Source organism: Ruegeria sp. AD9 (genome assembly GCF_056542305.1).
This window is the reverse complement of sequence record NZ_JBQFZP010000012.1, coordinates 48,132-71,450: the sequence shown is the minus strand read 5'-3', so window position 1 is coordinate 71,450 and position 23,319 is coordinate 48,132. Positions and strand designations below refer to the sequence as shown.

Annotated in this window: 20 protein-coding genes, 1 tRNA gene and 1 pseudogene; 12 read left to right on the top strand and 10 right to left on the bottom strand. The window is 56.7% G+C overall.

Annotation, left to right across the window (positions count from 1 at the left end):
• The first annotated feature begins 132 nt into the window (after positions 1-132).
• The 5 genes from ACR0AM_RS16160 to ACR0AM_RS16140 are packed head-to-tail and all read left to right on the top strand — an operon-like array spanning position 133 to position 4,927.
• Positions 133-1,233 (top strand): ABC transporter ATP-binding protein, encoded by a 1,101-nt coding sequence (locus tag ACR0AM_RS16160; protein WP_480623459.1) that lies wholly within the window; start codon positions 133-135, stop codon positions 1,231-1,233.
• Positions 1,234-1,267: 34 nt separating this feature from the next.
• Positions 1,268-2,431 (top strand): ABC transporter substrate-binding protein, encoded by a 1,164-nt coding sequence (locus tag ACR0AM_RS16155; protein ID WP_480623458.1) that lies wholly within the window; start codon positions 1,268-1,270, stop codon positions 2,429-2,431.
• A gap of 38 nt (positions 2,432-2,469) precedes the next feature.
• Positions 2,470-3,321, top strand: coding sequence for an ABC transporter permease (locus ACR0AM_RS16150; protein WP_480623457.1), 852 nt, complete (start codon positions 2,470-2,472; stop codon positions 3,319-3,321).
• Between the two features lie 7 nt (positions 3,322-3,328).
• Complete coding sequence (locus tag ACR0AM_RS16145; RefSeq protein WP_480623456.1) at positions 3,329-4,150, top strand: ABC transporter permease; 822 nt, start codon at positions 3,329-3,331, stop codon at positions 4,148-4,150.
• An 18-nt stretch (positions 4,151-4,168) separates the two neighbouring features.
• Entirely contained in the window at positions 4,169-4,927 is a 759-nt protein-coding gene (locus ACR0AM_RS16140) for an SDR family NAD(P)-dependent oxidoreductase (RefSeq protein WP_480607194.1), read from the top strand.
• Between the two features lie 269 nt (positions 4,928-5,196).
• Here ACR0AM_RS16140 and ACR0AM_RS16135 read toward each other — a convergent pair whose 3' ends face one another.
• The 3 genes and pseudogenes from ACR0AM_RS16135 to ACR0AM_RS16125 form a co-directional block, all read right to left on the bottom strand.
• Positions 5,197-5,799 carry a hypothetical protein gene (locus tag ACR0AM_RS16135; RefSeq protein WP_480623455.1) on the bottom strand — a complete coding sequence of 201 codons (603 nt, stop codon included), beginning with the start codon at positions 5,797-5,799 and terminating at the stop codon, positions 5,197-5,199.
• 45 nt (positions 5,800-5,844) lie between these two features.
• The gene (locus ACR0AM_RS16130) at positions 5,845-8,544 is read right to left on the bottom strand and encodes an AAA family ATPase (RefSeq protein ID WP_480623454.1); all 2,700 of its coding nucleotides are present in this window, start codon (positions 8,542-8,544) and stop codon (positions 5,845-5,847) included.
• Between the two features lie 244 nt (positions 8,545-8,788).
• Positions 8,789-9,421: pseudogene (locus ACR0AM_RS16125) on the bottom strand (tyrosine-type recombinase/integrase).
• Between the two features lie 361 nt (positions 9,422-9,782).
• Between ACR0AM_RS16125 and ACR0AM_RS16120 the strand changes: the two are divergent.
• The 7 genes from ACR0AM_RS16120 (at position 9,783) to ACR0AM_RS16090 (ending at position 17,333) form a co-directional block, all read left to right on the top strand.
• Complete coding sequence (locus ACR0AM_RS16120; protein ID WP_480521412.1) at positions 9,783-10,691, top strand: LysR family transcriptional regulator; 909 nt, start codon at positions 9,783-9,785, stop codon at positions 10,689-10,691.
• A 112-nt stretch (positions 10,692-10,803) separates the two neighbouring features.
• Complete coding sequence (locus ACR0AM_RS16115) at positions 10,804-11,967, top strand: ABC transporter substrate-binding protein (RefSeq protein WP_480521410.1); 1,164 nt, start codon at positions 10,804-10,806, stop codon at positions 11,965-11,967.
• Positions 11,968-12,032: 65 nt separating this feature from the next.
• Positions 12,033-13,022: an ABC transporter ATP-binding protein gene (locus ACR0AM_RS16110; protein ID WP_480521408.1), complete on the top strand. Its 990-nt coding sequence runs from the start codon at positions 12,033-12,035 to the stop codon at positions 13,020-13,022.
• Complete coding sequence (locus ACR0AM_RS16105; protein ID WP_209598102.1) at positions 13,015-13,944, top strand: ABC transporter permease; 930 nt, start codon at positions 13,015-13,017, stop codon at positions 13,942-13,944. The genes ACR0AM_RS16110 and ACR0AM_RS16105 overlap by 8 nt, the downstream gene beginning before the upstream one ends.
• Entirely contained in the window at positions 13,934-14,740 is an 807-nt protein-coding gene (locus tag ACR0AM_RS16100; RefSeq protein WP_480521406.1) for an ABC transporter permease, read from the top strand. Before ACR0AM_RS16105 ends, ACR0AM_RS16100 begins: the two co-directional genes overlap by 11 nt.
• A gap of 18 nt (positions 14,741-14,758) precedes the next feature.
• On the top strand, positions 14,759-16,183 hold the full coding sequence (locus tag ACR0AM_RS16095) for a gamma-aminobutyraldehyde dehydrogenase (protein ID WP_480554432.1): 1,425 nt from the start codon (positions 14,759-14,761) through the stop codon (positions 16,181-16,183).
• Between the two features lie 280 nt (positions 16,184-16,463).
• On the top strand, positions 16,464-17,333 hold the full coding sequence (locus ACR0AM_RS16090) for an NAD(P)-dependent oxidoreductase (RefSeq protein ID WP_480623453.1): 870 nt from the start codon (positions 16,464-16,466) through the stop codon (positions 17,331-17,333).
• A 285-nt stretch (positions 17,334-17,618) separates the two neighbouring features.
• On the opposite strand, the gene ACR0AM_RS16085 is transcribed toward ACR0AM_RS16090, so the two are convergent.
• The 7 genes from ACR0AM_RS16085 to ACR0AM_RS16055 form a co-directional block, all read right to left on the bottom strand.
• Positions 17,619-18,410 carry a class I SAM-dependent methyltransferase gene (locus ACR0AM_RS16085; protein ID WP_480623452.1) on the bottom strand — a complete coding sequence of 264 codons (792 nt, stop codon included), beginning with the start codon at positions 18,408-18,410 and terminating at the stop codon, positions 17,619-17,621.
• A gap of 474 nt (positions 18,411-18,884) precedes the next feature.
• Entirely contained in the window at positions 18,885-19,520 is a 636-nt protein-coding gene (locus ACR0AM_RS16080; RefSeq protein ID WP_480623451.1) for a hypothetical protein, read from the bottom strand.
• A 31-nt stretch (positions 19,521-19,551) separates the two neighbouring features.
• Entirely contained in the window at positions 19,552-19,968 is a 417-nt protein-coding gene (locus ACR0AM_RS16075; protein ID WP_480586649.1) for a MarR family transcriptional regulator, read from the bottom strand.
• A 628-nt stretch (positions 19,969-20,596) separates the two neighbouring features.
• Entirely contained in the window at positions 20,597-20,806 is a 210-nt protein-coding gene (locus ACR0AM_RS16070) for a MerR family transcriptional regulator (protein ID WP_480520371.1), read from the bottom strand.
• A 111-nt stretch (positions 20,807-20,917) separates the two neighbouring features.
• Positions 20,918-21,901 carry a hypothetical protein gene (locus ACR0AM_RS16065; protein WP_480520369.1) on the bottom strand — a complete coding sequence of 328 codons (984 nt, stop codon included), beginning with the start codon at positions 21,899-21,901 and terminating at the stop codon, positions 20,918-20,920.
• A gap of 2 nt (positions 21,902-21,903) precedes the next feature.
• Positions 21,904-23,091: a tyrosine-type recombinase/integrase gene (locus tag ACR0AM_RS16060; RefSeq protein ID WP_480623450.1), complete on the bottom strand. Its 1,188-nt coding sequence runs from the start codon at positions 23,089-23,091 to the stop codon at positions 21,904-21,906.
• 148 nt (positions 23,092-23,239) lie between these two features.
• A tRNA-Arg gene (locus ACR0AM_RS16055) sits at positions 23,240-23,316 on the bottom strand.
• Positions 23,317-23,319 lie beyond the last annotated feature (3 nt).

Below are 23,319 nucleotides of genomic sequence, written 5' to 3'. Positions count from 1 at the left end.
AAGAACCTCTATACTCTAATTGTGGTATATACAGTTATTCCGAGTTATTGTTACTTTTTTCTTGTTTGAGTGGTATGCCAATAAATGCCAAAAAATCAAGCAAAAGGAAAACGGCAGTATATGAGCTTTGACATGAGCGTCACCATGCAGACGATTGCGGAACTCCGAGGAGTGACCAAGACCTTCGGGAATGTGGTCGCTGCCAAAGACCTGAACCTTTCCATTGGGAAAGGAGAGTTTCTGTCATTCTTGGGCCCATCTGGTTGCGGCAAAACCACAGCACTAAGAATGCTGGCAGGTTTTGAGAAACCAACCGAAGGTCAGGTGTTGCTCGATGGCGAAGTCGTCAACGACTTGGATGCGCACCATCGCCCAGTCAACATGGTGTTTCAGCACTACGCTCTTTTTCCTCACCTGAGCGTGTTCGACAACATCGCGTACGGCCTGCGCCAACAACGACCACGCATAGACAAGCAAACAATCGCGACAAAGGTTAAGCAGGCGCTGGAAACTGTCCGTCTTGGTGGGTTTGGCCCACGTCGCATCTGGGAGATGTCTGGTGGTCAGCAGCAACGCGTCGCTTTGGCGCGTGCGATCGTAAACGAGCCCAAGCTTTTGCTGCTCGATGAACCAATGGCTGCTCTGGATCGAAAGCTTCGAAAAGAAATGCAGTTTGAACTGCAGAACCTGCAACGACAACTGGGAATAACTTTTGTCCTCGTCACGCACGACCAAGAAGAAGCGCTTTCAATGTCCGACCGAATTTGTGTGATGGAAGGTGGCAGTATTGTGCAGGTAGGCAGCCCACGCGAACTCTATGACATGCCCCGCAGCCGTTACGTGGCTGGATTTGTAGGCACCTCGAATTTCTTTGATGCAACTGTAACTGACGCAGTAGCCGACCAAATCACTGTGCGTTTAGCGAGTGGCCAAAAGGTGCACGGAACTCCGGAGATTCCAATAGATGCAGGACAGGAAGTGTGCGTCAGTATCCGTCCTGAACAGATCACGCTGACCCGCGCGCTGCCCGCAGCTGAAATTGCTCTGCCAGTTACCATTCAAAATCGGATCTTCCTTGGGGAGCACACAGAATACCTTGCGCGCAACGAAGCACTGGGTGATTTCCACGTGCTTGTTCCAAGGCAAGCGGAATTGAACGAGGGGACGTTCAATGCAGGAGAGCAAGCCTTTGTCTCATGGGGCGAAGGCGCACTGCTGATCCTTGAAAAATAACAATTCCCGCAATCCAACAACAGAGAGGTTCACGATGACCAATGATAACGGGACTATTTCCAAGCAAAAGTTCATGGAAGAGCTTCGCCGGTACCAAAAGGGTTCGGTCACCCGGCGACATTTTTTGGGCGTGACAGGTCTTGGGATGGCAACGGCCGTTCTGGGCACGGCCATGCCTGGGTTGCGTCCACGCCCGGCATTTGCTGCCGGAGACATTGGCGACCGAGTGATCCTCGCCACGTGGCCGAACTACCATGACGAGATGAACTTCGAAGCCTTCACGGAAGCCTCCGGCGCCCATGTTCAGGTCAATGTTTTTGGCTCGAACGAAGAGATGTTGGCAAAACTGCAGGCCGGAGGCTCTGGCTGGGACGTGTTCGTTCCAACCAATTACACGATCACTACGTATGTGGGCGAAGATCTGATCATCCCGCTCGATACGTCCAAACTGCCAAACTACGACGCAGGTTCATTCGAACAGCGCTTTTCCGATGCTGGTTCTGTCGATGGCCAGCTTTACGCGGTGCCGAAAAACTGGGGCACGACCGGCTTTGCAGTGAATACCAGCAAGCTTGATGGCGCTACGACTCCAACCACATGGAAAGAGTTCTGGGACCTGACTATGGCGGGTTACTCAGGCCGGACAATGGTGCACGATTACCAACTCACCACTATCGGTAATGCCCTGAAGTATTTTGGCTATTCCTTCAACTCGGTCGATGAGAAGGAACTGGCCGATGCAGAGAAATTGTTGCTGGATGCTAAGCCGCATCTGTTTGCAATTTCGTCTGACTATCAGCCACCGATGCGCAACGGTGACGCCTGGATGACGATGTGCTGGACAGGTGACGGAAAGCAGATGAACGTCGACATGCCTGAAATCGCCTACGTTCTGGGTGCCGAGGGCGGTGAACTCTGGTCCGACTACTATGCTATTCCGAAGGGCGCGCCCCATTTGGATGCCGCCTATGCCTTGATCGACTTCCTGCTGAACCCGGAAGTTAATGCGAAAGAAGTCCTCGCTCATGGCTATCCATCGGCTGATGCTCGCACCAATGCGTTGCTGCCGAAGGAATTGCTGGAAGATCCGATCCTTTATCCGGCAGCCGACCTTCTGAATGCGCTCGAGTTTGGCGCGGCGGCTACGCTAACCGATCCAAACCGTGCCGAGTTGCTCGCCCGCTTCAAGTCGGCCTAAGCGGTAAGGCCGCCAATATCGGAAAAGACGAGGACAATATGACCGAACGAGGCAGAAAAGCACTGTTGCTGGCACCGGCAGGGGTTTGGCTTTTGGTAATGCTTGCCCTTCCTCTGCTGGTCGTCTTCGTCTTTTCCTTTGGCGAACGGGGTGCCGCCGGAGGCTATGTTCCAGCGTTCACTTTCGAACAATATGCCAACCTTCCTGCCCGATGGACGGCGTTTAAGAACACTTTGATCCTTGCACCTCTGGGGACTATCGCTGCGTTGTTAATTGCCTACCCGCTCGCCTACTTTCTTGCGGTGCGTTGTTCACCAAAGTGGAGAACTTCGCTGTTGATCCTGGTGATCGTGCCGTTCTGGACATCGATCCTGATCCGGTCATACGCATGGATTTTCATCCTTGGGGGGCGTGGCTTGCCCGCTTTACTGGAGTCAATCGGCATCGATGATATCCGCCTGATAAATACGCCCTTCGCTGTGCTTGTCGGGATTGTCTATGGGTATCTACCTTTGATGGTTTTCCCGATTTTTGTAAGCTTGGACAAACTGGATAAACGCCTTCTGGAAGCATCGGCTGATCTCGGCTCTACCCCATGGCGTACGTTCCGTCAGGTGACACTTCCTCTGTCGGTACCTGGTATCGCAACAGGCTGCATGCTGGTCTTCATCTTGCTGATGGGCGAGTTTCTGATCCCAGCGATCTTGGGCGGCGGAAAGGTCTTTTTCGTCGGAAATGCGCTGGTGGACCTGTTCCTGCAGTCTCGAAACTGGGCGTACGGATCGGCGGTCGCAATGACGCTGGTTGTCGTAATGCTTGTCACTGTCTCAATTTACATGAAATTCATCTCGCGCCTGGGTGGCCAGCGCGAAGATGTCTCGCTGATGTGAGGGTCCGATGCGCTTATACGCGATTTGCGTCTACCTTTTTCTCTATATTCCAATCGGCATCATCGCGCTTTTCAGCTTCAATGCCGGACGACACGCAAGCCAGTTCATGGGGTTCTCGACCCAATGGTATGGCAAAGCGCTCAACAACCCATTTGTTATGGACGCGCTCGAGACCAGTCTGCTTGCGGCATTCATAACTGCTTGCCTCGCCTCCACACTCGGAACCATGGCGGCCATCGCACTACAAGGGGTTAAGGGATGGCTCCGAACTTTGTTCGATGCGATGATTTATATTGCGATAATGATACCAGGTATCGTCATCGGTATCGCGACACTCATTGCCCTAGTCACCGTATTCGGCTGGCTAAACCCGCTTCTTGCGAGCCTATGGTCCGATGGAGCAAATCCCCCGCAACTTTCCATGGGGATGCCCACGCTTGTCGCCGCACACACCATGTTCACAATGGCGCTGGTCATAATCATCGTACGTGCAAGGCTATCGGGTATGGACCGTGCCCTCATGGAAGCTTCGGCTGACCTCTTTGCGACGCCTTGGGGCACCTTTCGGCAGGTGACGCTGCCGTTGATAGCACCGGCAATTTTGGCAGGCTTTCTGCTCAGCTTCACTTTCTCATTTGATGATTTCATCATCGCGTTCTTCGTAGCTGGCTCGGAGACAACCCTGCCAATCTACATATTCTCATCCATCCGGCGCGGCGTAACTCCCGAGATCAATGCCATCGGCGCTATGGTTATGGGCGCGTCGCTCTTGTTGCTCGTTGCAGCGCAACTGCTTTTGCGCCGAGGCGCCTCAAAATCGAATAGTTAAATAAAGGAGCCAAGTGAAATGCGGCTTGCAGGTAAAGTCGCGCTCGTGACGGGCGCGGGATCAGGAATTGGTCGGGCAGGTTCAATGGCAATGGCACAAGAGGGTGCGCATGTTGTGGTAACGGATCGCGATGCAACACTTGCTGAAGCCACTGTGGCCGCGATCGTTGCGCAGGGGAATCAAGCATCTGCCATACAGCTTGATGTGACCGATGACGATGCCCTTACCAAAGCCATAGACGAAGCAGTAAAAAACTTCGGTCGGCTTGACGTGTTGCACTCTCATGCTGGGTTGCAGATCGAAGGAACGCTGGAAGAAGTGGAACCAGATGGAATGGATGCTTCTTGGGCATTGAATGTCCGCGCTCACTTCATTGCCGCGCGCGCTGCCGTCCCCCATATGAAATCACAAGGTGGAGGCAGCGTGATCGTCACTGCTTCCAATTCAGGGGTTCAATACGACCGGGGTATGATCGCCTATGCGACTACAAAGCACGCAGCTGTTGCGATGGTCCGGCAGATGGCAGCCGACTACGCTGTCCACGCAATCCGTTTCAATGCCCTTTGTCCAGGATTTGTAGACACCCCCTTCAATGCAGGCTTCGAAAAGCAGATGGGTGGTCGTGCCAAACTGCAAGGCTACATCGAGCAGGCGATCCCTATGAGTCGATGGGCGACAGTTGAAGAGATTGGCCATGGGATCGTCTATTTAGCTTCAGATGAATCCGCTTTTATGACGGGGCAAGCCTTGGTTATCGATGGCGGTGAATGCATTTAGTGATGGGTTAGATTTCTTAATGGCACATTTTGTTTCGCACTGAATGGTTGTCGAGCATGTTGCATTCCGCTTTGGGCTCTTAGTTGAATCTGCTGCGCCGTGCGCGAACGGCGGCTCTAGGATCGGTTAATGTCCGGGCCCGTGAAATGGTCCGGCCAACTTGCGGACAAAGAACGACTTGATGATCTGAACCATCTCAAAGCATGCGCCCGGCCCCAGCATTGGATATTATGGGGGCGCCGATAGCTGTTACAGTTGATGCCGCTGAGTTAAGACAAACCATCCAAGAGCCGCTTTGCCTCGGTAAGATCCGGAGTGTCGTGACCCTCCTTAAACCAAGTATAGATCGGCGATAGCAAATCGCGGGCACTGTTGGTGTCACCCTCGTTTCGCATCAGGTCCGCGAGCCCGACCGAGGTGCGCAGCTCCCAAAGTTTGGCCTTTTGCTCTCGGGCAAGTGTAAGCGCCTGGATATAGAATTCCATGGCAGCAGAAGCGCTACCTTGCCCTGCTCTTTCGGCATCGCCGAGCAAGCAGATCATCTCGGCATTTGCCCACCGCTCCGAACCCTGCCGAAGCATGCCGATGACCTTGTCCCGCGCCTCCGCCGCCTGCTGATATCGGTTCACGGCCAACAAATTGCCGACATGATGGGAATAAAGGTAGGGCACATAAATATTTGTGTTTGATTCTTTGCATTTTGCCATGCCTTTTTCCATCAAATCGACAGCTTCTTCCGGTAGGCCCCTCGATGGTAACACGGCCGCCAAAACCAGCATGGCGATCCCCTTCCACATCACCAACCCGTGCTCTTCCGTTACCAGGATCGCTCGGCGGCTGAATTCTTCGACTGTTTCGGGCTTACCAAGCAACCAGGCAAGCAACCCGTAGTGGGTATAAGCGTAGCCAATGGTGTTTTAGTGACCCAGCTGTTCAGAACGCTCCGGGACGCCGATCATCTCGTCCCATGCCTTGTTTGGGAACCCACGACAGGCCAGACCAATCGCGCGGTAACATCGCAGGCCCAGATGGGGACTCTGGCCGTACTGCCGAGTCAGATCCGGTTCGCGATCTGAGTCATACAGCTCAAGCACCCGTTCGTAGTCTCTCTCCGCAGTGTCAAAAGCACCGGTCATAGTTCGGCTCAGGTAGAAGGATCGGGCGGACATGAACGAGTGATCCGGGTTATGGTCTCCCGAAGCTGCATCAAACATTTCCTCGGCAATTTCGAGTGCGTTTGCCTGTTGACCACTGACATGATTGATAACCCAGTTGCCATAGTAGATGGGGAACCGGTGCGGTGACTCGCCAATGCTATTAACAAGGCGGCGCGCTTCGGAAAAGCCGTCAACCGTGATGGGATGCGCGTAGCCACGCCCAGCCATGTTCGTGTGGTTGAGCCGTAACAGCAGCTCCAGTTCACGTTCCCTGTCGAAATCACCATCTTTTGCACCGCGTACAAGGCGCAGTGCGCTTTCGAAGTGGCTGATGGCTTCACGGTGGGCCGGACGCGCAAACGCCTCATCGCCGGCCTGTACCCAATACTGGATCGCCCGTTCCGTGGCGTCGGCCTGTTCGGCATGGTAGGCTAAAATCTCCGGAGGTACGTCACCTTTTGCTTCAAGCGCGGCGAGAAGGTCGGCATGAATTACCTGGCGACGTGACTTCAAAAGGCTTTCGTAGGCTGCATCACGCACCAGCGCATGTTTGAAAAGATAGTTGGCTTCGGGTGGTGTACCACGGCGAAAGACCAGTTCTGCTTCCACCAGCCGATCCAGCGCCGATGCCACCTCAGTGTCCGATTGAGCGGTTATTTGAGCAAGCGTTCCGTAGTCGAAAGTCCTTCCGATCACCGATGCAATCTGGGCAACTTCCTTGACCGGATGCAACCGATCCAGGCGCGCCATCAAGCTATCGTGGAGCGTTGCCGGGATGGACAGCGCGCTGAGCGGTCCTGCCAAGACAAAGGCTCCGTTTTCCTCTCGCACGGCACCGGATTCCAGCACCACTTTTGCTATTTCCTCGACAAACAACGGGACGCCGTCGGTTTTGGCCGCGATTTCATCGAGCACTGGATCAGGCAGGTGCTTGCCACCACAAACACGGGCCACAATGTCAGCGACCTGGGATCGGCCCAAACGGTTCAGCATCAGGCGGGTAACAACCGGGTGGCCACCGAACCCGTGTTCGAAAGTGGGGCGAGCGGTCATGAGAACTAGGATGCGTGAATGGGCAACCGCATCTAAAGCCAGCTCAACTAGTTCCAATGTTGTTGGGTCAATCCAGTGGGCATCTTCTATGACAAAGAAAACCGGTCGTGACTCCGCGAGACCCACGAGTTGATCGATTAACGCCTGGAGCATACGAGACCTCAACTGCTCCGGGCTGAGATCTGAAACTCCGTAGCGGCTCTCCGCGTCGAGGGCCAACAAAGGTGCAATAAGCGCTGCGTGGTCGGCCGTGTTCGACGTCCCTTGTCCCAGCAAGGTTTCAAGCTTGTTCAGCCTCGCGTCGTTGTCGTCTTGTGCAGCGAACTCGGCAGACAGGCGCAATTGCTGGATCGCTGGATAGAGGGCGCTGTCAGTGTGGTAGGGCGAACACTGGTAGCGGATCTTCGTGTGGTCGTGGTTTTGCAGTTCGTCGAACAGAGCCTGTGTTATGCGAGACTTGCCAATCCCGGCCTCGCCCGTCAGCAAGACCATTTGCCCTTCGCTTTTGCATGCCTGGCCCCATCGTTCCATCAACAACGCCAGTTCCTGATCTCGGCCAACGATCTCTGACAAAACCTCCGAACTACGCCCAGCAAAACGGCTCTCCAGTGTTCGCTCACCGATCACCGCATAGGTGGCAACTGGAACTCTAAGGCCCTTCACTTTCTGCTGACCCAGGTCTTCCAGCTCAAACAAGCCGCCCAGCAACCGAGTAGTCGCCTCGGCCACCACTATCTGGTTTGGCATCGCCAGCGCTTGAAGGCGCGCTGCGAGGTTTGGTGTGTCACCCACCACGGCCTCTTCGCGCGCTGATCCTTCGCCAACCAGGTCACCGACCACCACCAATCCGGTGGCGATTCCAATCCTGGCTGACAGGGCCGATCCGTCCGGCGCGCGCAGGCGTCGGATAGCCTCAAGCGACGAAATGCCAGCCCGGACCGCTCGCTCAGCCTCGTTTTCATGTGCTCTAGGCCATCCGAAATATGCCAACGCTCCATCCCCCATGAATTTGGCAACGTGACCGTCAAGGCGCGCAATCTCTCCAGCAACGGCATTCTGGAAATCCCGGATCACCTCGCGCATGTCTTCTGGGTCTAGTTTTGCCGACAGGGATGTTGAACCGACCAGGTCGGCGAACATCACGGTCAGCTGGCGTCGCTCGGGGGATTGGTCGGCTTTTGGAACCGCCGGATCGCCGTCTTCGGCCGTTGTTTCAGGGCTCTGTTGTGCCAACTTGGCCGCATGAGCGAGCAATCGGCGACGTGGTCCAAGCGGCAGACCAAGTTCCTTCAGATCCAGTTCGGTGAGATGGGGAAGATCTAGCAGCGCTACTTCGTTTTCTACCAGCAGATCGTTATATTTTCCGAGCTCTAGCCGCTCTAGCCACCGTTTAAAATCCTCTACCATTCTTGCCCTCCCGGTGACATCTTACCAGATAACTAGTATTAGGCGAGGCTTTGCTTATCGTGGCCTGACCGGTAATTTGCCGTGTCTCATTTGGGTTGTAGTAGACAGAATTTTCAGCCAACTACGCTTTTGGGCCCATACAGATGGATATTCGTGACTTCGGGCTCGATCCGAACTACCGCTGTACCGCGAATGCAGGCCCGCTCAGGATTGGCGAACGGCAAGAACCGCCCGCCAACATAGTTCAAATGTCGATTTGCTCGGCGATGCTCAGCGCATCTTCAAGTTCGACGCCAAGGTATCTGACAGTGCTGTCAACCTTGGTATGTCCGAGCAGAAGTTGAACCGCTCTGAGGTTTCCGGTTTTGCGGTATATCTCCGCTGCTTTGGTCCGGCACAGCGAATGGGTGCCATATCCGCTGCGTTCCAGCCCAATTGCGGCAACCCAATCCCTCGCAAGCCGGCCATATTGGCGCGTTGAGAAATGCGGGCGGTCATGAAACCTGCTGGGAAACATGAAACGGCCGCCGAGCATCTCCGGTGACTTGATCCATGCGGCAATGGTATCCAGCGTGTTTTCAGAGAGTTAAAACTGAACGGGCCGCTTGGTTTTGCTCTGGATCACGGACACGCATTCGCGAACGCGATCATCCCTCACCAGATCGGTGACGGCCAGTTTCATCAAATCGCATCCGCGAAGCTTGCTATCAATGGCCACGTTGAACAGCGCAAGATCGCGCAGGTTGCCCGCCAGCTCGAGCCGCGCGCGGATCGCCCAGACCTGTTTCGGGAAAAGCGGCCGTTTCTGGCCGATGATCTGGCCCTTGTTCCAGGCTCTTCGTTTCGGGGTGACAGCGGGAAGTTGGACTCTTGGCATTGTGCGCCCTCCAATCCTCCCGCCAAACCCAGACATCAGCACAGCGCTGACGCCTGAATTTTACAGGCAGTTTGAATGGCCGTTGTACGATTGCTTGTTCTTTGGAACACGCTGCGGGCGCATTGGGCCGGTCTGGGCCCAAAACATCGGATGTTGCGTAGCGATCGAACATCCGCTTTGCGATTTCACGGCAATAGGGAAGTTGGTTCCATCGTGCATCTCCGCCGATCCCGGATACGAAAATCGTGAACTCTCGGCCAGAACGTCCGCCACAAAAGGGGATGTGGCCACCACTTGCAATAACCATTGGCTAAATGGTTTCCTATTCTAATTGTGTCCCGCAATGTGCATGGTTGGGGCCATGTCTTTCACGCTGAAACAGATCAGGTATTTCGCTGCAGCTGCCGAGATGGGCTCGATCAGCGCCGCGTCGCATTCGCTGTCGATCTCGCAGAGCGCGGTGACTGAGGCGATCAAGGATCTTGAGGCGATCTTGGGCGTGAAGCTGTTCGAGCGCCACCCCCGCGGCCTACACATCACGCCGGAGGGGCGGCGGTTTCAGCGCAGCGTCACCGCGATCCTGGCGGAGGTTGCGAATGCGACCCGCGTGCTGGCCGAGGGTTCAAAGCGCGTTGGCGGGCAGTTGAACCTTGGCGTGACCTCTCTGACGGCGGGCTATGTTTTGTCCGAGATGCTGTCGAAATTCCGGCGCCTTCATCCGGATGTCGAGGTGACCGCCATCGAAGATACCGGGGAATATCTGGAGCATCTTCTGGTCGGCGGGGAGTTGGACGTCGCTGTCATGGTGACGACCAACCTGCGCAATGTTCACGCGCTTCAGTCCGAAATTTTCGAGGTGTCGCCCTTCCGCCTCTGGCTGCCGATCGACCACCCGCTGGCCAAGCAGCAAAGCATCGCGCTGCCGGATGTGGCGGATGAACCCCTGATCGTTCTGGATGTCGACGAGATGGAGCAGGAGGCGGTCAAGCTACTCTCGGCCTTTGGTAAACGGCCCAAGCTGGCCTTCCGCACCCGCAGCGTCGAGGCTGTTCGGTCGCTTGTGGCAACCGGGGCGGGCGTCGCGATTCTGCCCGATCTGGTCTATCGGCCTTGGTCGCTGGAGGGCGATCGCATCGTCAGCCGGGATGTCTCCGGGACGTTGCCGGTAGTCCAGGTCGGGCTGGTCTGGCGCAAAGGCGCCGGAATGTCCGAAGCCACGCGCGAGTTTATCACGATGATGCAGACACTAACCGCGTCCGGGGTCCGGTGACGGTGTCAGGCATCGGAAGAAACGATACCTAACCATCTGATTTTTGAATTTGCGATATCTGGCCGCAGGGCGCATCCTTTCAAAAAACATATCGAACTTTGGGAGGAGTGATATGAAACGCTATCTGAAATCCTGCACCATGCTGACCTTTGCGGTCGGTATCGCAGCTCAGCCGGTCTATGCCGAGATGATGACCTCGCTCGGCGCGGGCGAAGGCCAAGTCAGCATCGTCGCCTGGCCCGGTTATATCGAGCGTGGCGAAACGATGGAGGCCTTCGACTGGGTGACCGGCTTCGAGGCCGCCACTGGCTGTATGGTCAATGTCAAAACCGCGAACACCTCGGACGAGATGGTCGCGCTGATGAACGAAGGCGGGTTTGACCTTGTCACCGCGTCGGGCGACGCGTCGCTGCGCATGATTGCCGGTCGTCGGGTTCAGGAAATCAACCCGGCGCTGATCCCGTCCTGGGGCACTCTGGACCCGCGTCTGGAAAGCGCACCCTGGCATACCGTCGACGGCAAGCATTACGGCACGCCCTATATGTGGGGCCCGAACGTGCTGATGTATAACACCGAGGCCTTTGGCGGCAACGCGCCGACCTCGTGGAATGTGGTCTTTGAAGAGCAGACCCTGCCGGACGGGCAGAGCAACTCGGGCCGCGTGCAGGCCTATGACGGACCGATCCACATCGCCGATGCCGCGCTCTACCTGATGCATCACCAGCCGGAGCTGGGCATTACATCGCCCTACGAGCTGAACGAAGAGCAATATGCGGTTGCGCTGGATTTGCTGCGCGGTCAGCGCAAGCTGGTCGGCCGCTACTGGCATGACGCCTTCATCCAGATCGACGACTTCAAGAACGAAGGCATGGCGGCCTCGGGCTCGTGGCCGTTCCAGGTGAACCTGCTGCAGGGTGATGGCGCACCGATCGCCTCGGTCATCCCGGTCGAGGGCGCAACGGGCTGGGCCGACACCACCATGATGCATGCCGATGCCGAGCATCCGAACTGTGCCTATATGTGGATGGAACACACGCTGAGCTCGAACCTTATGAGCGACCTGTCGGTCTGGTTCGGTGCCAACCCGGCTGTGCCCGCCGCCTGTACCGATGGCCGCGGCATGCAGAATGCCGAGGGCTGCACCAAGAACGGCTTTGACGATTTCGAGCGTATCGCGTTCTGGCAGACCCCGGTCAGTAAATGTGAAAGCCAGGGCGAATGTGTGCCCTACTATCGTTGGGTCTCGGATTATATCGGCGTCATTGGCGGCCGTTGATTTGACCTGAAACCTCTGCCGTCCCGGTCCTGCGGGGCGGCAGACTGCTATCCTAGAGAGACACCATGACTACTGCCGTCCGATTCCGCGGCGTTTCCCGCCATTTCGGAAATGTGAAAGCTGTTGACCGCGTAGACCTTGAGGTTGCGCCCGGTGAGTTCTTTGCCATGCTTGGCCCGTCGGGCTCGGGCAAGACGACCTGCCTGCGGCTGATCGCCGGGTTCGAACAGCCGACCTCTGGCGAGATCGAGATTTTTGGAGCGGAATCCTCGCGCGTGCCGCCCTATCGCCGCCCTGTGAACACCGTCTTTCAGGACTATGCGCTGTTTCCCCATCTCAGCGTGACCGATAACGTCGCCTACGGGTTGATGATTAAGGGGCTGGGCAAAGCCGAGCGCCGCCGCGCCGCCGAAGAGGCGCTGGAGCTTGTCGCACTGCCGGGTTATGGCGGCCGCAAGCCCTCGGACCTGTCCGGCGGACAGCGTCAGCGTGTCGCGCTGGCCCGTGCGCTGGTCAACAACCCCAAGGTTCTGCTGCTGGACGAGCCGCTGGGCGCGCTGGACCTCAAGCTGCGCGAGGCCATGCAGGAAGAGCTGAAAAGCCTTCAACGGCAGCTGGGCATCACCTTTGTCTTTGTCACCCATGATCAGAGCGAAGCCTTGTCGATGGCCGATCGGGTTGCCGTTTTCGATCAGGGCAAGATCCAGCAAATCGGCTCGCCCGAGGATATCTATGACCGCCCCGACACGCCGTTCGTGGCGGATTTCGTGGGCTCTTCCAACGTGCTCCACCCAGAGCTGGTCCGCAAACTGACCGGCAAATCGGCCCATGCCAGCCTGCGCCCCGAGGCGATCCGCCTGACCAGTGAAGGCCCGGCGGCCACGGTGCAGTCCTGCGCCTTTCTGGGCTCGGCGACCCGTGTTTCGCTGGACTGGGATGGCGAACAGGTCGCCGTTCTTCTGCCCAAAGGCGCAGAGATACCGGTGCCGGGTCAGACTGTTCACCTGTCCTGGGAGGCCGATGCGCTTTACCTGATGGAGGGCGCTAATGGCTGACGCACGCCCAAACGGCGCGTTCGGACGCCTGTCGGATCTGCTCTGGCGCAGGCCGCGGGTTCTGCTTCTGCTGCTGATCGGCCCGCCCGCCTTGTGGCTTGGCGTGATCTATCTGGGGTCGCTCTTTGCGCTGCTTGCGCAAAGCTTCTTCTCGATTGACGAGTTCTCGGGCCTGATCAATTACGAATTCACCCTGCGCACTTATGGCGAGCTATTCCGCCCGGCCAATCTGGATATCATCCTGCGCACCGTGGTGATGGCGACCAGCGTGACCATCGCGGCCGCGGTGATCGGCTTTCCGGTCGCCTATTACGCCGCGCGTTTCGCGCGTGGGCGCTGGAAGGCGCTGTTTTATCTGGGCGTGATGCTGCCGCTTTGGTCCAGCTATCTGGTCAAGGTCTATAGCTGGAAGCTGATCCTTGCGAAGGAGGGCATCCTGAGCTGGGTCTTTGCAGAGCTGCACCTGACCTGGCTGCTCGAGGCCTACCTCTCGATCCCGGTGCTGGGCGGTAACTCGCTTTCGGTCAGCTGGACCGGCACCTTCCTTGTGTTCCTCTATGTGTGGATCCCCTTCATGATCCTGCCAATCCAGGCGGCGCTCGAGCGCGTTCCGGCCTCGATGCTCGAGGCCAGCGGAGACCTGGGCGCCCGGCCGGGCCAGACCTTTCGCCATGTGTTGCTGCCGCTCGCGCTGCCGGGTGTCATTGCGGGGTCGATCTTTACCTTCTCGCTGACGCTGGGTGACTACATCATTCCGCAGATCGTTGGCACCTCGGCCAGGATGATCGGTCAGGCGGTCTATCAGTTCCAGGGCACGGCCGGGAATATTCCGCTTGCGGCCGCCTTTGCCATCGTTCCGATCCTGATCATGGGCGTCTATCTCTATGTCGCACAACGAAAGGGGGCTTTCGATGCACTCTGACCGCGCCTCCTTCGGCCTGAAACTCGCAGCAGGGGCGGGGCTGACTTTCATGCACCTGCCGATCCTGTTGATCTTCGTCTATGCCTTCACGACCGAGGACAAATCCTATCAATGGCCGCCCCCCGGCCTGACACTGAAATGGTTCGCCGTCACCTGGGAGCGTCCGGACGTCTGGGAGGCTCTCTCCCTGTCGGTGCGGGTTGCCAGCATCTCGACCGTGATCGCGCTTCTGTTGGGCACGCTCTGCGCGGCGGCCGTGGCACGCGCCAAGTTCTTTGGTCGCGAGACGATCTCGCTGCTTGTGATCCTGCCGATTGCACTTCCCGGCATCATCACCGGCATCTCGCTGCGGGCGGCCTTTAACCTGGGGGACATCCCGTTCAGCTTCTGGACCATCGTCCTGGGCCACGCGACTTTCTGCATCGTGGTTGTCTACAACAACGCGGTGGCGCGGTTCCGGCGGACTTCGGGCAGCCTGGTCGAGGCCTCTATGGATCTGGGCGCGAATACCTTCCAGACCTTCCGCTATGTCATCCTGCCCAATATCGCCACGGCGCTTCTGGCGGGCGGCATGCTGGCCTTCGCCCTCAGCTTTGACGAGGTGATCGTGACCACCTTTACCGCCGGGCAGCAGCAGACGCTCCCAATCTGGATGTTGGAAGAGCTGGTGCGCCCCCGTCAGCGCCCCGTGACGAATGTCGTTGCCATGGTCGTGGTGCTGGTGACCTTCCTGCCGATCCTCGGCGCATATTATCTGACCCGCGGCACGGAGAGCGTGGCCGGGCAAGGCAAATAAAGTAGAAAGGGCTCCCTGATGGAAACCAACATGCTGATTGGCAATTCTTTCGAAGCAGGCACGGATCAGGAAGAAATGGTCCTGAACCCCCGCACGGGCGAGGTGATTGTCCAGATCCCCGAGGCCGACCCGGCGCAGATCGACCGCGCCGTCACGGCGGCGCGCGCGGCCTTCACCGGCTGGGCGCTGACCACCCCCGGCGAGCGCGCGGGCTATCTGCTGCGGATCGCGGATGCGGTCGAGGCCAATCTGGAGATGCTCTCCCAGCTAGAGGCACTGAACTGCGGCAAGCCGATCGACGGTGTGCGCAATGACGAAATTCCGGCGGTCGCGGATTGTTTCCGCTTCTTCGCGGGCGCGGTGCGCAACATGCATGGGCCGATTGCCGGGAATTACCTGCCGGGCCATACCAGCATGATCCGCCGCGACCCGATCGGCGTCGTCGCCTCGATTGCGCCGTGGAACTATCCGATCATGATGATGGCCTGGAAACTGGCTCCGGCCCTTGCAGGCGGCAACACCGTTGTCATGAAACCGTCCGAGCAGACGCCCCTGACCGCACTGGCTTTCGCCAAGATCCTAGCCGATATCCTGCCGGAAGGCGTGGTGAACGTGATCGCCGGCAAGGGCGGCTCGGTCGGGAACGCGCTGATCAACCATGACGGCGTCGATATGGTCTCGATCACCGGGGATGTGGCGACGGGGAAAAAGGTGCTTCAGGCCGCCTCGCGCACCGTCAAGCGCACCCATCTGGAGCTAGGCGGCAAGGCTCCGGTCATCGTCTATGACGATGCCGACCTGTCGGCGGTGGTCGAAGGGCTCAAGGCCTTTGGCTATTACAATGCCGGGCAGGACTGCACCGCAGCCTGCCGGATCTATGCGGGCGCAGGGATCTATGAAAACCTTGTGGCCGAGCTGTCCGACGCAGCGGCCAGCATCGTCTATAACAATGCCGATGACAGCCTGAACGAGATCCCGCCGCTGATCTCGCCGCGCCAGCGCGACCGGGTCGCCAGCTTTGTCCAGCGCGCCGCTGACCTCTCGCATGTCGAGATCGCCACCGGTGGCGCAACGGTGGACGGGCCGGGCTTCTACTACAAACCCACCGTCGTCGCAGGCGCCCGCCAGGAAGACGAAATCGTCCAGCGCGAAGTGTTCGGCCCCGTGGTCTCGGTCACCCGGTTCACCGAGGACGACCCGGTCGTCGATTGGGCCAATGACAGCCAATACGGCCTGGCCTCGTCGGTCTGGACCGGAAATATCGGCCGAGCGATGGATGTCGCCGCCAGGCTGCAATACGGCTGCACCTGGGTGAACACACATTTCATGCTGACAACGGAAATGCCGCATGGCGGGCTCAAGCAATCGGGCTATGGCAAGGACATGTCCATGTATGCGCTCGAGGATTACACTGCGGTCAGACACATCATGGTGGCGCATTGACTGCGAAACTGGAGTTTCCGGTCTTGAACAACTCGGCACTTGGGAAAGCGTCGCGTCACCCCTTGCAACGGGGGTGTCCGGACGTTTGGAAAGTTGGGCGCTTCAGCAGGGGAAGCCGCCGTTCGCAATTCTGAGTCCAAGGCCCGGAAGGTCCGCGAAGCAGACATTGAACAGAGTTGCGACGAATGACCGATCTGCGGGACAGAGCCGACCTTGGTCATCTTGCTCTTTGCACATAGTGTCAGTGCACTCGTCATGCATTTGGTCTGGAGATTAGGAAATGAGCGAAGTGACAATCTTTGGGCTTGGATTGATGGGATCGGCGCTTGCCAAAGCCTACCAAAGAGGTGGAGTTCCGGTGACCGTTTGGAACCGCACGATCAAGAAAGCAGAAGCGTTAGGGCCTGAGAATGTCGTCGTCGCTCAATCGGTTTCGGACGCGATTACTGCGAGCCCCGTTTCAATCATCTGTGTAGACGATCCCAATTCGGTTCTTACGCTCTTTGGCCACTGCGAGGTTGAGCCGCAGCTGGGTGGCCGAACGATAATTCAACTCAGCACCAGTCTGCCAAAACAGGTAAGAGAGGACCAAAAATGGCTGGCTAAAAGAGACGCTGACTTTCTCTACGGAGCTATTCACTGTGGCCCCCAACAATTGGGAACTAAAGACGGTAACATTCTGCTTTCCGGCCCATCTGCCGCTTACGAGCCTGTTGAAGGCCTCCTGAGCCATCAGGGCGGGAAGATTGAGTATCTTGGCGACGACATCGCAGCCGTATCCGTGCTTGACCTAGCATGGTTGTCGACGCGATTCGGTGAGTTCATGGGAATGCTGCATGCTTCGAACATTTGCCTAGCAGAAGGGGTCGAACTGCAGAAATTCATTTCGATGTTTCGCGACAATGGACGCATTGAGCATCATGTCGGAACGATACGGGATGGCACGTACTATCAAAGAACGGCCACGTTATCCGTATGGCAGGCATCGCTGGAACTGTTGAAGCGGCAAGCTGTTGACGCTGGCATGGATGCCGGGTTTCCAAACCACATTGGCGGCCTTTTCGAGAAGGCAATCGAAGCCGGTTACGGCGAAGAGCATGTGATGGCTTTGTTCAAGGTACTGAAGCACGGTGGAGGAACGGCCTCCTGACAGTTTGGGCTCAACCTGGTCATCCAAGCTATTTTGTCGGATGACAGTTCAGAGCCCCAGAGCCGACGTTCACTGCGAAATTTTCAAAACCTAGGCCATGACTGGCAGCTTTGCGCAGAAGCGGACGGTAAACAAATATGCGTTTATGTCCGGGTAGCGGGACGCAGCGTGAATTCGCTGCACGGGCGCAAGTGTCTGCTTTCAGCGCCTGACGCAGCAACGTTGCAGTTAGATATCAACCTATCTGGGTTGTGGATTCACGCGGGCATGAGCGACGCGAGGATATTATTTGCGTCCTGTCACGACATTCACCGCGTCAGGGTAGACAAGTCTATCGCCCACAACATATGCGTCGAGCATTTCCGCGACCTCTTGAATCAAGGCACTTTGCGCATCTTCTTCGAGTGCGAGAAATGCGCCTGCAATAGGCATAGACGCCAGATGCATGGGAACAAATTCTGGCGCAAGCGGAACATCGATCATCAGCTCTTGCCTCTGAACGGCCACATCCGAAAACCCTTGATCCGCGACCTGTTTTCTTAATTCTTCCACCGGTGGCGTCTGCCGTTGAGCGCTCTGCTTTTCTGCAATCTCGGGGGAGATGTGGTGGGCAACGGCAGAGCAGAGGGCTTCAGTGTAAGCGCTATGACCATCCCAGATTGAGAAGGCCAAACGCCCGCCTGGAACCAGGAGCCGCAAGAACTCACTCAGAGCTTTGGGCTGTTCCGGAAAGTAATGGTAGCCATGCTGCGAAAGAATGACATCGTAAGACCCTGATGGCAGTCCGCTGCTGCATACATCGCTCTCAATCCATTGAATATCGAGATCACCGGCTAAATCTTTTGCCTTGGCGAGCATTGGCGCGTTGATATCCAGACCATCGACCTTCCCGCTTGCTCCAACCTTTGACTTTGCCAGTCGGGTTGTCACACCTGTTCCGCAAGCAACATCCAAGACACGTTCCGAAGAAACTAGTGAAGCCTGTTCAACAAGCGCCTCAGCCCATCGGCCAAACCAAAGGGGCACCATGATTTCTTCGTAGATTTTGGGTCCGTTACCTGCCAATTGAAATGTCATGGAAAAACCTTTGTCGCTTTTTCTGTTAGCGACAGCGTATGCGCGTACCCATTCTCAGGTCAAACCGCCGTTGATTGTGTTGTGTTCAGGATGTCCTTTGATCTGGACATTCATGCAAAGCGCAGCATCGGTCATTTTGGGCTCGAAGCGGCCATCGAAACAGCTCTGTCGAATGACTGCTTTAACCTTGCTTGCGAGGCAGTGCCTGGTCAGCCGATCAATTTCTGCAGTTCCCTGTCAGCGCGGATAAGTTCATTGATCGTCTTGCGCATTTCCTCGGTTTCTCTCGATCGTTCTCCGTGCTTCCATGACGGATGGCTTGGCCCAGCGGCTTGCCCACCTCCAGCCCCATGCATGCGACAAACACTCCAGCCTTGAACGGCGGGTGCGCGGCACCGCTTGCCAGTGGACTTCGCCGTTGCTGTGCACCTGGGCGCATCATTGAGCCGTTTGGTGGGGTCCATGAGGTTGTCGTTACTTTTTGTCATCCGACTGCCCCCCGTTGTGCACGTTTCCAACAATTGCCTGACCACCTTCTTTGACTTCAACGCGTTCGACCCGGACGGTTTGATCTGCCTTGGAGCGATACCGTTTCAGGGTTTCAACCTGGTTAGTGAAGGTCCGCGCAAGTTTGTTGAGCGCCCGTTCCGCCGAGTCTTGCTGCGTGAGAGTTTTTACGTGGTTCAGGCGGCGTGCCCTCATCATCGTCGCCTGATGGATCGCGCCCATCTGGATCGCAAGCATCGCTTCGATCTCGTCTCGCGGCCCAACCCCGGCAACAACAGACATCACGAAGTTTGATGCTGCCTCAGAAACAGAGCTGTCCTGTTGCCCGAGAGTCGCGACTTGATCCATCACGCCTTCGAAGAACCGATAATCGACTTTGCCTAGCTCATGCATCGCCAATGCGCAGGCCGCCGTTGGGTCTTTTCCTGTGTGCCCCACCGTGAGCCTTCGTGTGTCTTCATCAAAATCCAACGTGATATCCGGGGCCCGGACGCGTGATCGCTTCCGTTCCCTCAGATCGGCAACCGCATTGGTCTCCGCTTCGGTAAGCTCGGGGTCCTTTGTCTGCAGATCATTGCCATTGTCTTTCTGTGCCTTGCTCATGTCCGCCTCGCGTAACAGGGAGTGGTTAGTATTAGTGTTCCGATTCAGAACCGAAGGACCGACGAAAAACCGGCCTGACGGGTTCTGATTTGGAACCATGCGGGGTCTTTGGGTTCTCAAACGGAACCACAGAGGATGCTGACGGGTCCGTACCAGAACCGCGTTTTGTTTTTTCGGGCTGCCAGAAACGCCAGTTGTTAGTGGCGGCTTTTTTGCCGGACCGGGTTTGTGTGGTCTTAGTCGTTAACCGCCATTCGTGGGCGCGACGGTGATACCAGTTGCCTTCCTGCTCCAGCACAAGGAAGCCTTTGTCCTGCAGATCCTCGAAAGCGCGTTGAACGGTGGCCTTACCTAGGCCTAGAATCTCTGCCGCTTCGTTCATCGACAGGAACAGCTTGCCGTTGTTGCTGCCGTTGAAGCGGGTGTGAAGCTCCAGCCAGAGCTTCATTGCAGGTCCCGACAAAGCCCGCCACGCCGGAGATTTGATCATTGCGTAGGGCAGAGGGATGTATTGCCCCTCATCCGACCGTTTGCCCTTGGGAGACCGCCGTCTACTCATCGCGACACCTCCGCTGGAAACGCTCGGGAAGGGCATCCAACTCCGGAACGTCGCAGCCGATATGCGCCCGGACGAGCCGGGTTAGGCCGGATTTGATCACACAGTACCCGAGCGTGTCCCACGCCGCTCCCCCGGCCGGAAATTTGGGTCTCTGGCGCTGAAACAGCCATTGGATACCATCGCGGCAGTCAGAGACGCGGTAGATACCATGACGAAAGAGTTCGCCGCCGTAGTTCTCAGCAGTTTCCCGATGATCGGTTCGTGAAAGAAGGCCAGTGTCTGGCCCCCTGTCGAGACTCGTGCTGTTCGGCTTGGAAAAGGACATATCAGCCATGCTTGATCCGTCCTTTCCGTATGATCACCCGTTCGACCGAGTGGCTCAGGGGCGACCAGTAGTACCGGCGCTCGTTTTGTCTTGTCGGCGCGGGACATCCTGTGGCATCAACTGGACTTGCTAGGGTGGCAGTTGATGTCACTAGAAAAGCCCCATCTCCGCGCTTGGAGTTGGGGTTTTTCATTATGCAGCCTCGTTGTTGGGATCTGTGCGCCGTGCTGCCAGCCAGGCGTTCAGATCGGCGCCATGATAGGCGATCCGCCGACCGATGCGGAGAAAGGCAGGACCACACATACGGTGGCGCCATTGAGCCAGCTTTTCGCGGTTTCCCAGCAATTGCATTTCAGGGTCTTCTGGGAAATAGACCCGGTCGTCGTTGAAGACGCTTGCCATCGTTAAAGTCCCCTTGGATTAGTTTCGATGGCTCCCAATTATGGGCAGCATTCTAGACTTGTCACCAGACTATTTCCTGCGCCTAAGCGCTTTCCAGAAGCGAGAAAACGCTTAGGCGTTTTTCTTGAACACTGCTTCGTACCTCGATTTGAAATGCTCTATTGACCGCAACTCCGTTCCGTAGTCCGCATGAGTTTTTTGCGATTTGGGGAAGTCCTTATGTTTCTCAACTGCCTTTTCCAAAGCTTGATCAACAATGCGTTCTTCACTGACAAGATTGACGGCGTCTGACAGCAGTTCAATTTCCTGCATCAACAGCTCCAAGTTTTTGAGCCTGCGTTGTCGTGATGCACGTGCCCCGGCTTTTCCCGCGTTCTCTTGAGTTTTTTTTGCAAGAATTGCGGCCTCTTCTGTCCCGCCTGCAATCGACTGTATTTCCTTGGTGTAGTAACCAGCGGCAAAATCGTCGTAAGTCACAAACTGGAACAAAAACAAATGCGCCGCAAGACTAGCCAGTGAAGAGTCCGGGAAATGGTTCAGGCAGTACTCAAATTCCGCAACGACGGACCAATTCTCTCCAAATTTCTCTTTCATCCAAGCAATGTGCTCGTCACCTAGCCATTCAAGTACACGAGGGGCTGTCTCGTAATCCCATTCATTTTTGACACCAGCTTCAGAAAGAGCCCGATAGCACACCGAGTGAACATCATCATCGTCGCAACGCCTAAACATCGCAGTCATCACCCTGCATGGATCGTCATCGGAACCAAACAAGTCTTTTAGTCGTTTTGGGTAACCGCAGTGTTCTCCGTACGTCAGGCCGATCGGCATAGACTTCAAGAATTCACGAGCCGCATCCTCGGTCGGGAAATATGAAAACCCTGTTTGTTCTTTATCCAGACCAGTACGACTTGTAACGCAAACTTGCCAAATTGTGTCTCCTTCTTGGAGTTCTTCGAAACGATCTTGGTAATACGCGCCAGTGAGCAGTTCTAGACTGGGCGAAAGCTTATCCCCTATCACTACCGGAAAGATGTGATGTGCGACTATTTCTGTGAGCCTGTTGGGTTTAACCCACTTGTTGTCTTCCGCCATCTCTAGCAGCCCTCAAGACTGGTGTTACTCACAAATCTATTCCAATCAGAAATTAAGCTTCTTCGCCGTTCCAGCAAATCCGACCGCGCGTAAGCCCTTTCCACATCTGATCCTACCTGATGGGCCAAAGCCGCCTCCGCCAGTTCGCGCGGCGCATTAGCAGCCTCTGCCGCCCAGTCCCGAAACGAGCTACGAAAGCCATGCACGGTGACGCCATCCTGCCGCATCCGGCGCAGCAACATTAGCATTGACATGTTCGACAAGGGATGATGCCGCCTTTGCCCCTCGAACACATAGTCGGAGGCCAGCGCACGCAGCGGCTCCAGAATGGCCAGCATTTCGTCAGTGAGAGGAACACGATGGACTTGCCCACCCTTCATGCGCTCCGCCGGGATGGTCCACAGGCGCGCATCAACATCGACCTCGGGCCATTTCATCTCCAGGACCTCTGAGGTTCGGCAGGCGGTCAGAATGGCGAACTGCAGCGCCTTGGCGGCCATAGCTGAGCGGGTCTGCAACTCGGCATAGAACGCGGGGACCTCCTGCCACGGCATTGCGTCGTGGTGTTGGACCTTGGCTTTGACGGTTGGCAGCACTTTACCTTCGCGGATAGCGGTCACCGGGTTCTCGCCCGAGCGGAACCCCTTGGACTTTGCCACGTCGAGCACCGTTTTGATCCGCTGAGACAGTCGCTTCGCGGTTTCGTGTTTCTCGGTCCAAATGGGCGACAGGCACATCAACACTTCGGGTTGATCAATGCTGTCGACTGGCATGCGCCCGATCTTGGGGAACGCATAGTCGCGCAAAGTGTTGAGCCACTGCTGCCCATGCTTGGCATTCTTCCATGTTGGCAGGCGGTCAATGTGAACTTGTCGGCTGAGTTCCTCAAAGGTCGGGATTTCACGCTGGGCATTGAACCGAGGGTTCAGCCCTGACTTTGCCATGCGTCGATATTCGAGGGCTCTTTCTCGAGCCTGGTTCAGAGTGACAACATCAGCGCCACCCAACCCAAAATCCGTGCGCAGCGGAGCGCCCTTGCGGTTCTTCTGTCCTTTGACCGTTACACGCACGATCCAGCGCCGCGCACCAGAGGGATCAACAACAAGATACAGACCAGAACCGTCGCCATGCCGACCCGGGCCAAGATTTTCTACCAGCTTCTTTGTCAGCTTCCCGCTGAGAGCAGCCATGAAAATACCACAAAATATACCACTCAACGAAAGTATACGGGTATGATCGGACAAAATCCAACGAAACCAGCCAACGCGGCCACAGCCATAAAACACAGAGGTTTAAGAAACCTAGTGTATCTCGTTGAGATTTGGGAAAATCACCAAGTGGCGGACCGAGGAGGATTCGAACCCCCGACCCCTTGATTCGTAGTCAAGTACTCTATCCAGCTGAGCTATCGGTCCGCG

Bases quoted from the DNA above. Each gene is read 5' to 3' on its own strand.
- ACR0AM_RS16095 (WP_480554432.1), top strand. From the start codon at position 14,759: ATGGAAACCAACATGCTGATTGGCAATTCTTTCGAAGCAGGCACGGAT.
- ACR0AM_RS16080 (WP_480623451.1), bottom strand. From the start codon at position 19,520: ATGAGCAAGGCACAGAAAGACAATGGCAATGATCTGCAGACAAAGGAC.
- ACR0AM_RS16110 (WP_480521408.1), top strand. From the start codon at position 12,033: ATGACTACTGCCGTCCGATTCCGCGGCGTTTCCCGCCATTTCGGAAAT.
- ACR0AM_RS16085 (WP_480623452.1), bottom strand. From the start codon at position 18,410: ATGACATTTCAATTGGCAGGTAACGGACCCAAAATCTACGAAGAAATC.
- ACR0AM_RS16130 (WP_480623454.1), bottom strand. From the start codon at position 8,544: ATGGTAGAGGATTTTAAACGGTGGCTAGAGCGGCTAGAGCTCGGAAAA.
- ACR0AM_RS16150 (WP_480623457.1), top strand. From the start codon at position 2,470: ATGACCGAACGAGGCAGAAAAGCACTGTTGCTGGCACCGGCAGGGGTT.
- ACR0AM_RS16070 (WP_480520371.1), bottom strand. From the start codon at position 20,806: ATGGCAAGCGTCTTCAACGACGACCGGGTCTATTTCCCAGAAGACCCT.
- ACR0AM_RS16105 (WP_209598102.1), top strand. From the start codon at position 13,015: ATGGCTGACGCACGCCCAAACGGCGCGTTCGGACGCCTGTCGGATCTG.
- ACR0AM_RS16155 (WP_480623458.1), top strand. From the start codon at position 1,268: ATGACCAATGATAACGGGACTATTTCCAAGCAAAAGTTCATGGAAGAG.
- ACR0AM_RS16145 (WP_480623456.1), top strand. From the start codon at position 3,329: ATGCGCTTATACGCGATTTGCGTCTACCTTTTTCTCTATATTCCAATC.
- ACR0AM_RS16065 (WP_480520369.1), bottom strand. From the start codon at position 21,901: ATGGCGGAAGACAACAAGTGGGTTAAACCCAACAGGCTCACAGAAATA.
- ACR0AM_RS16115 (WP_480521410.1), top strand. From the start codon at position 10,804: ATGAAACGCTATCTGAAATCCTGCACCATGCTGACCTTTGCGGTCGGT.
- ACR0AM_RS16090 (WP_480623453.1), top strand. From the start codon at position 16,464: ATGAGCGAAGTGACAATCTTTGGGCTTGGATTGATGGGATCGGCGCTT.
- ACR0AM_RS16160 (WP_480623459.1), top strand. From the start codon at position 133: ATGAGCGTCACCATGCAGACGATTGCGGAACTCCGAGGAGTGACCAAG.
- ACR0AM_RS16075 (WP_480586649.1), bottom strand. From the start codon at position 19,968: ATGAAGCTCTGGCTGGAGCTTCACACCCGCTTCAACGGCAGCAACAAC.
- ACR0AM_RS16120 (WP_480521412.1), top strand. From the start codon at position 9,783: ATGTCTTTCACGCTGAAACAGATCAGGTATTTCGCTGCAGCTGCCGAG.
- ACR0AM_RS16100 (WP_480521406.1), top strand. From the start codon at position 13,934: ATGCACTCTGACCGCGCCTCCTTCGGCCTGAAACTCGCAGCAGGGGCG.
- ACR0AM_RS16140 (WP_480607194.1), top strand. From the start codon at position 4,169: ATGCGGCTTGCAGGTAAAGTCGCGCTCGTGACGGGCGCGGGATCAGGA.
- ACR0AM_RS16060 (WP_480623450.1), bottom strand. From the start codon at position 23,091: ATGGCTGCTCTCAGCGGGAAGCTGACAAAGAAGCTGGTAGAAAATCTT.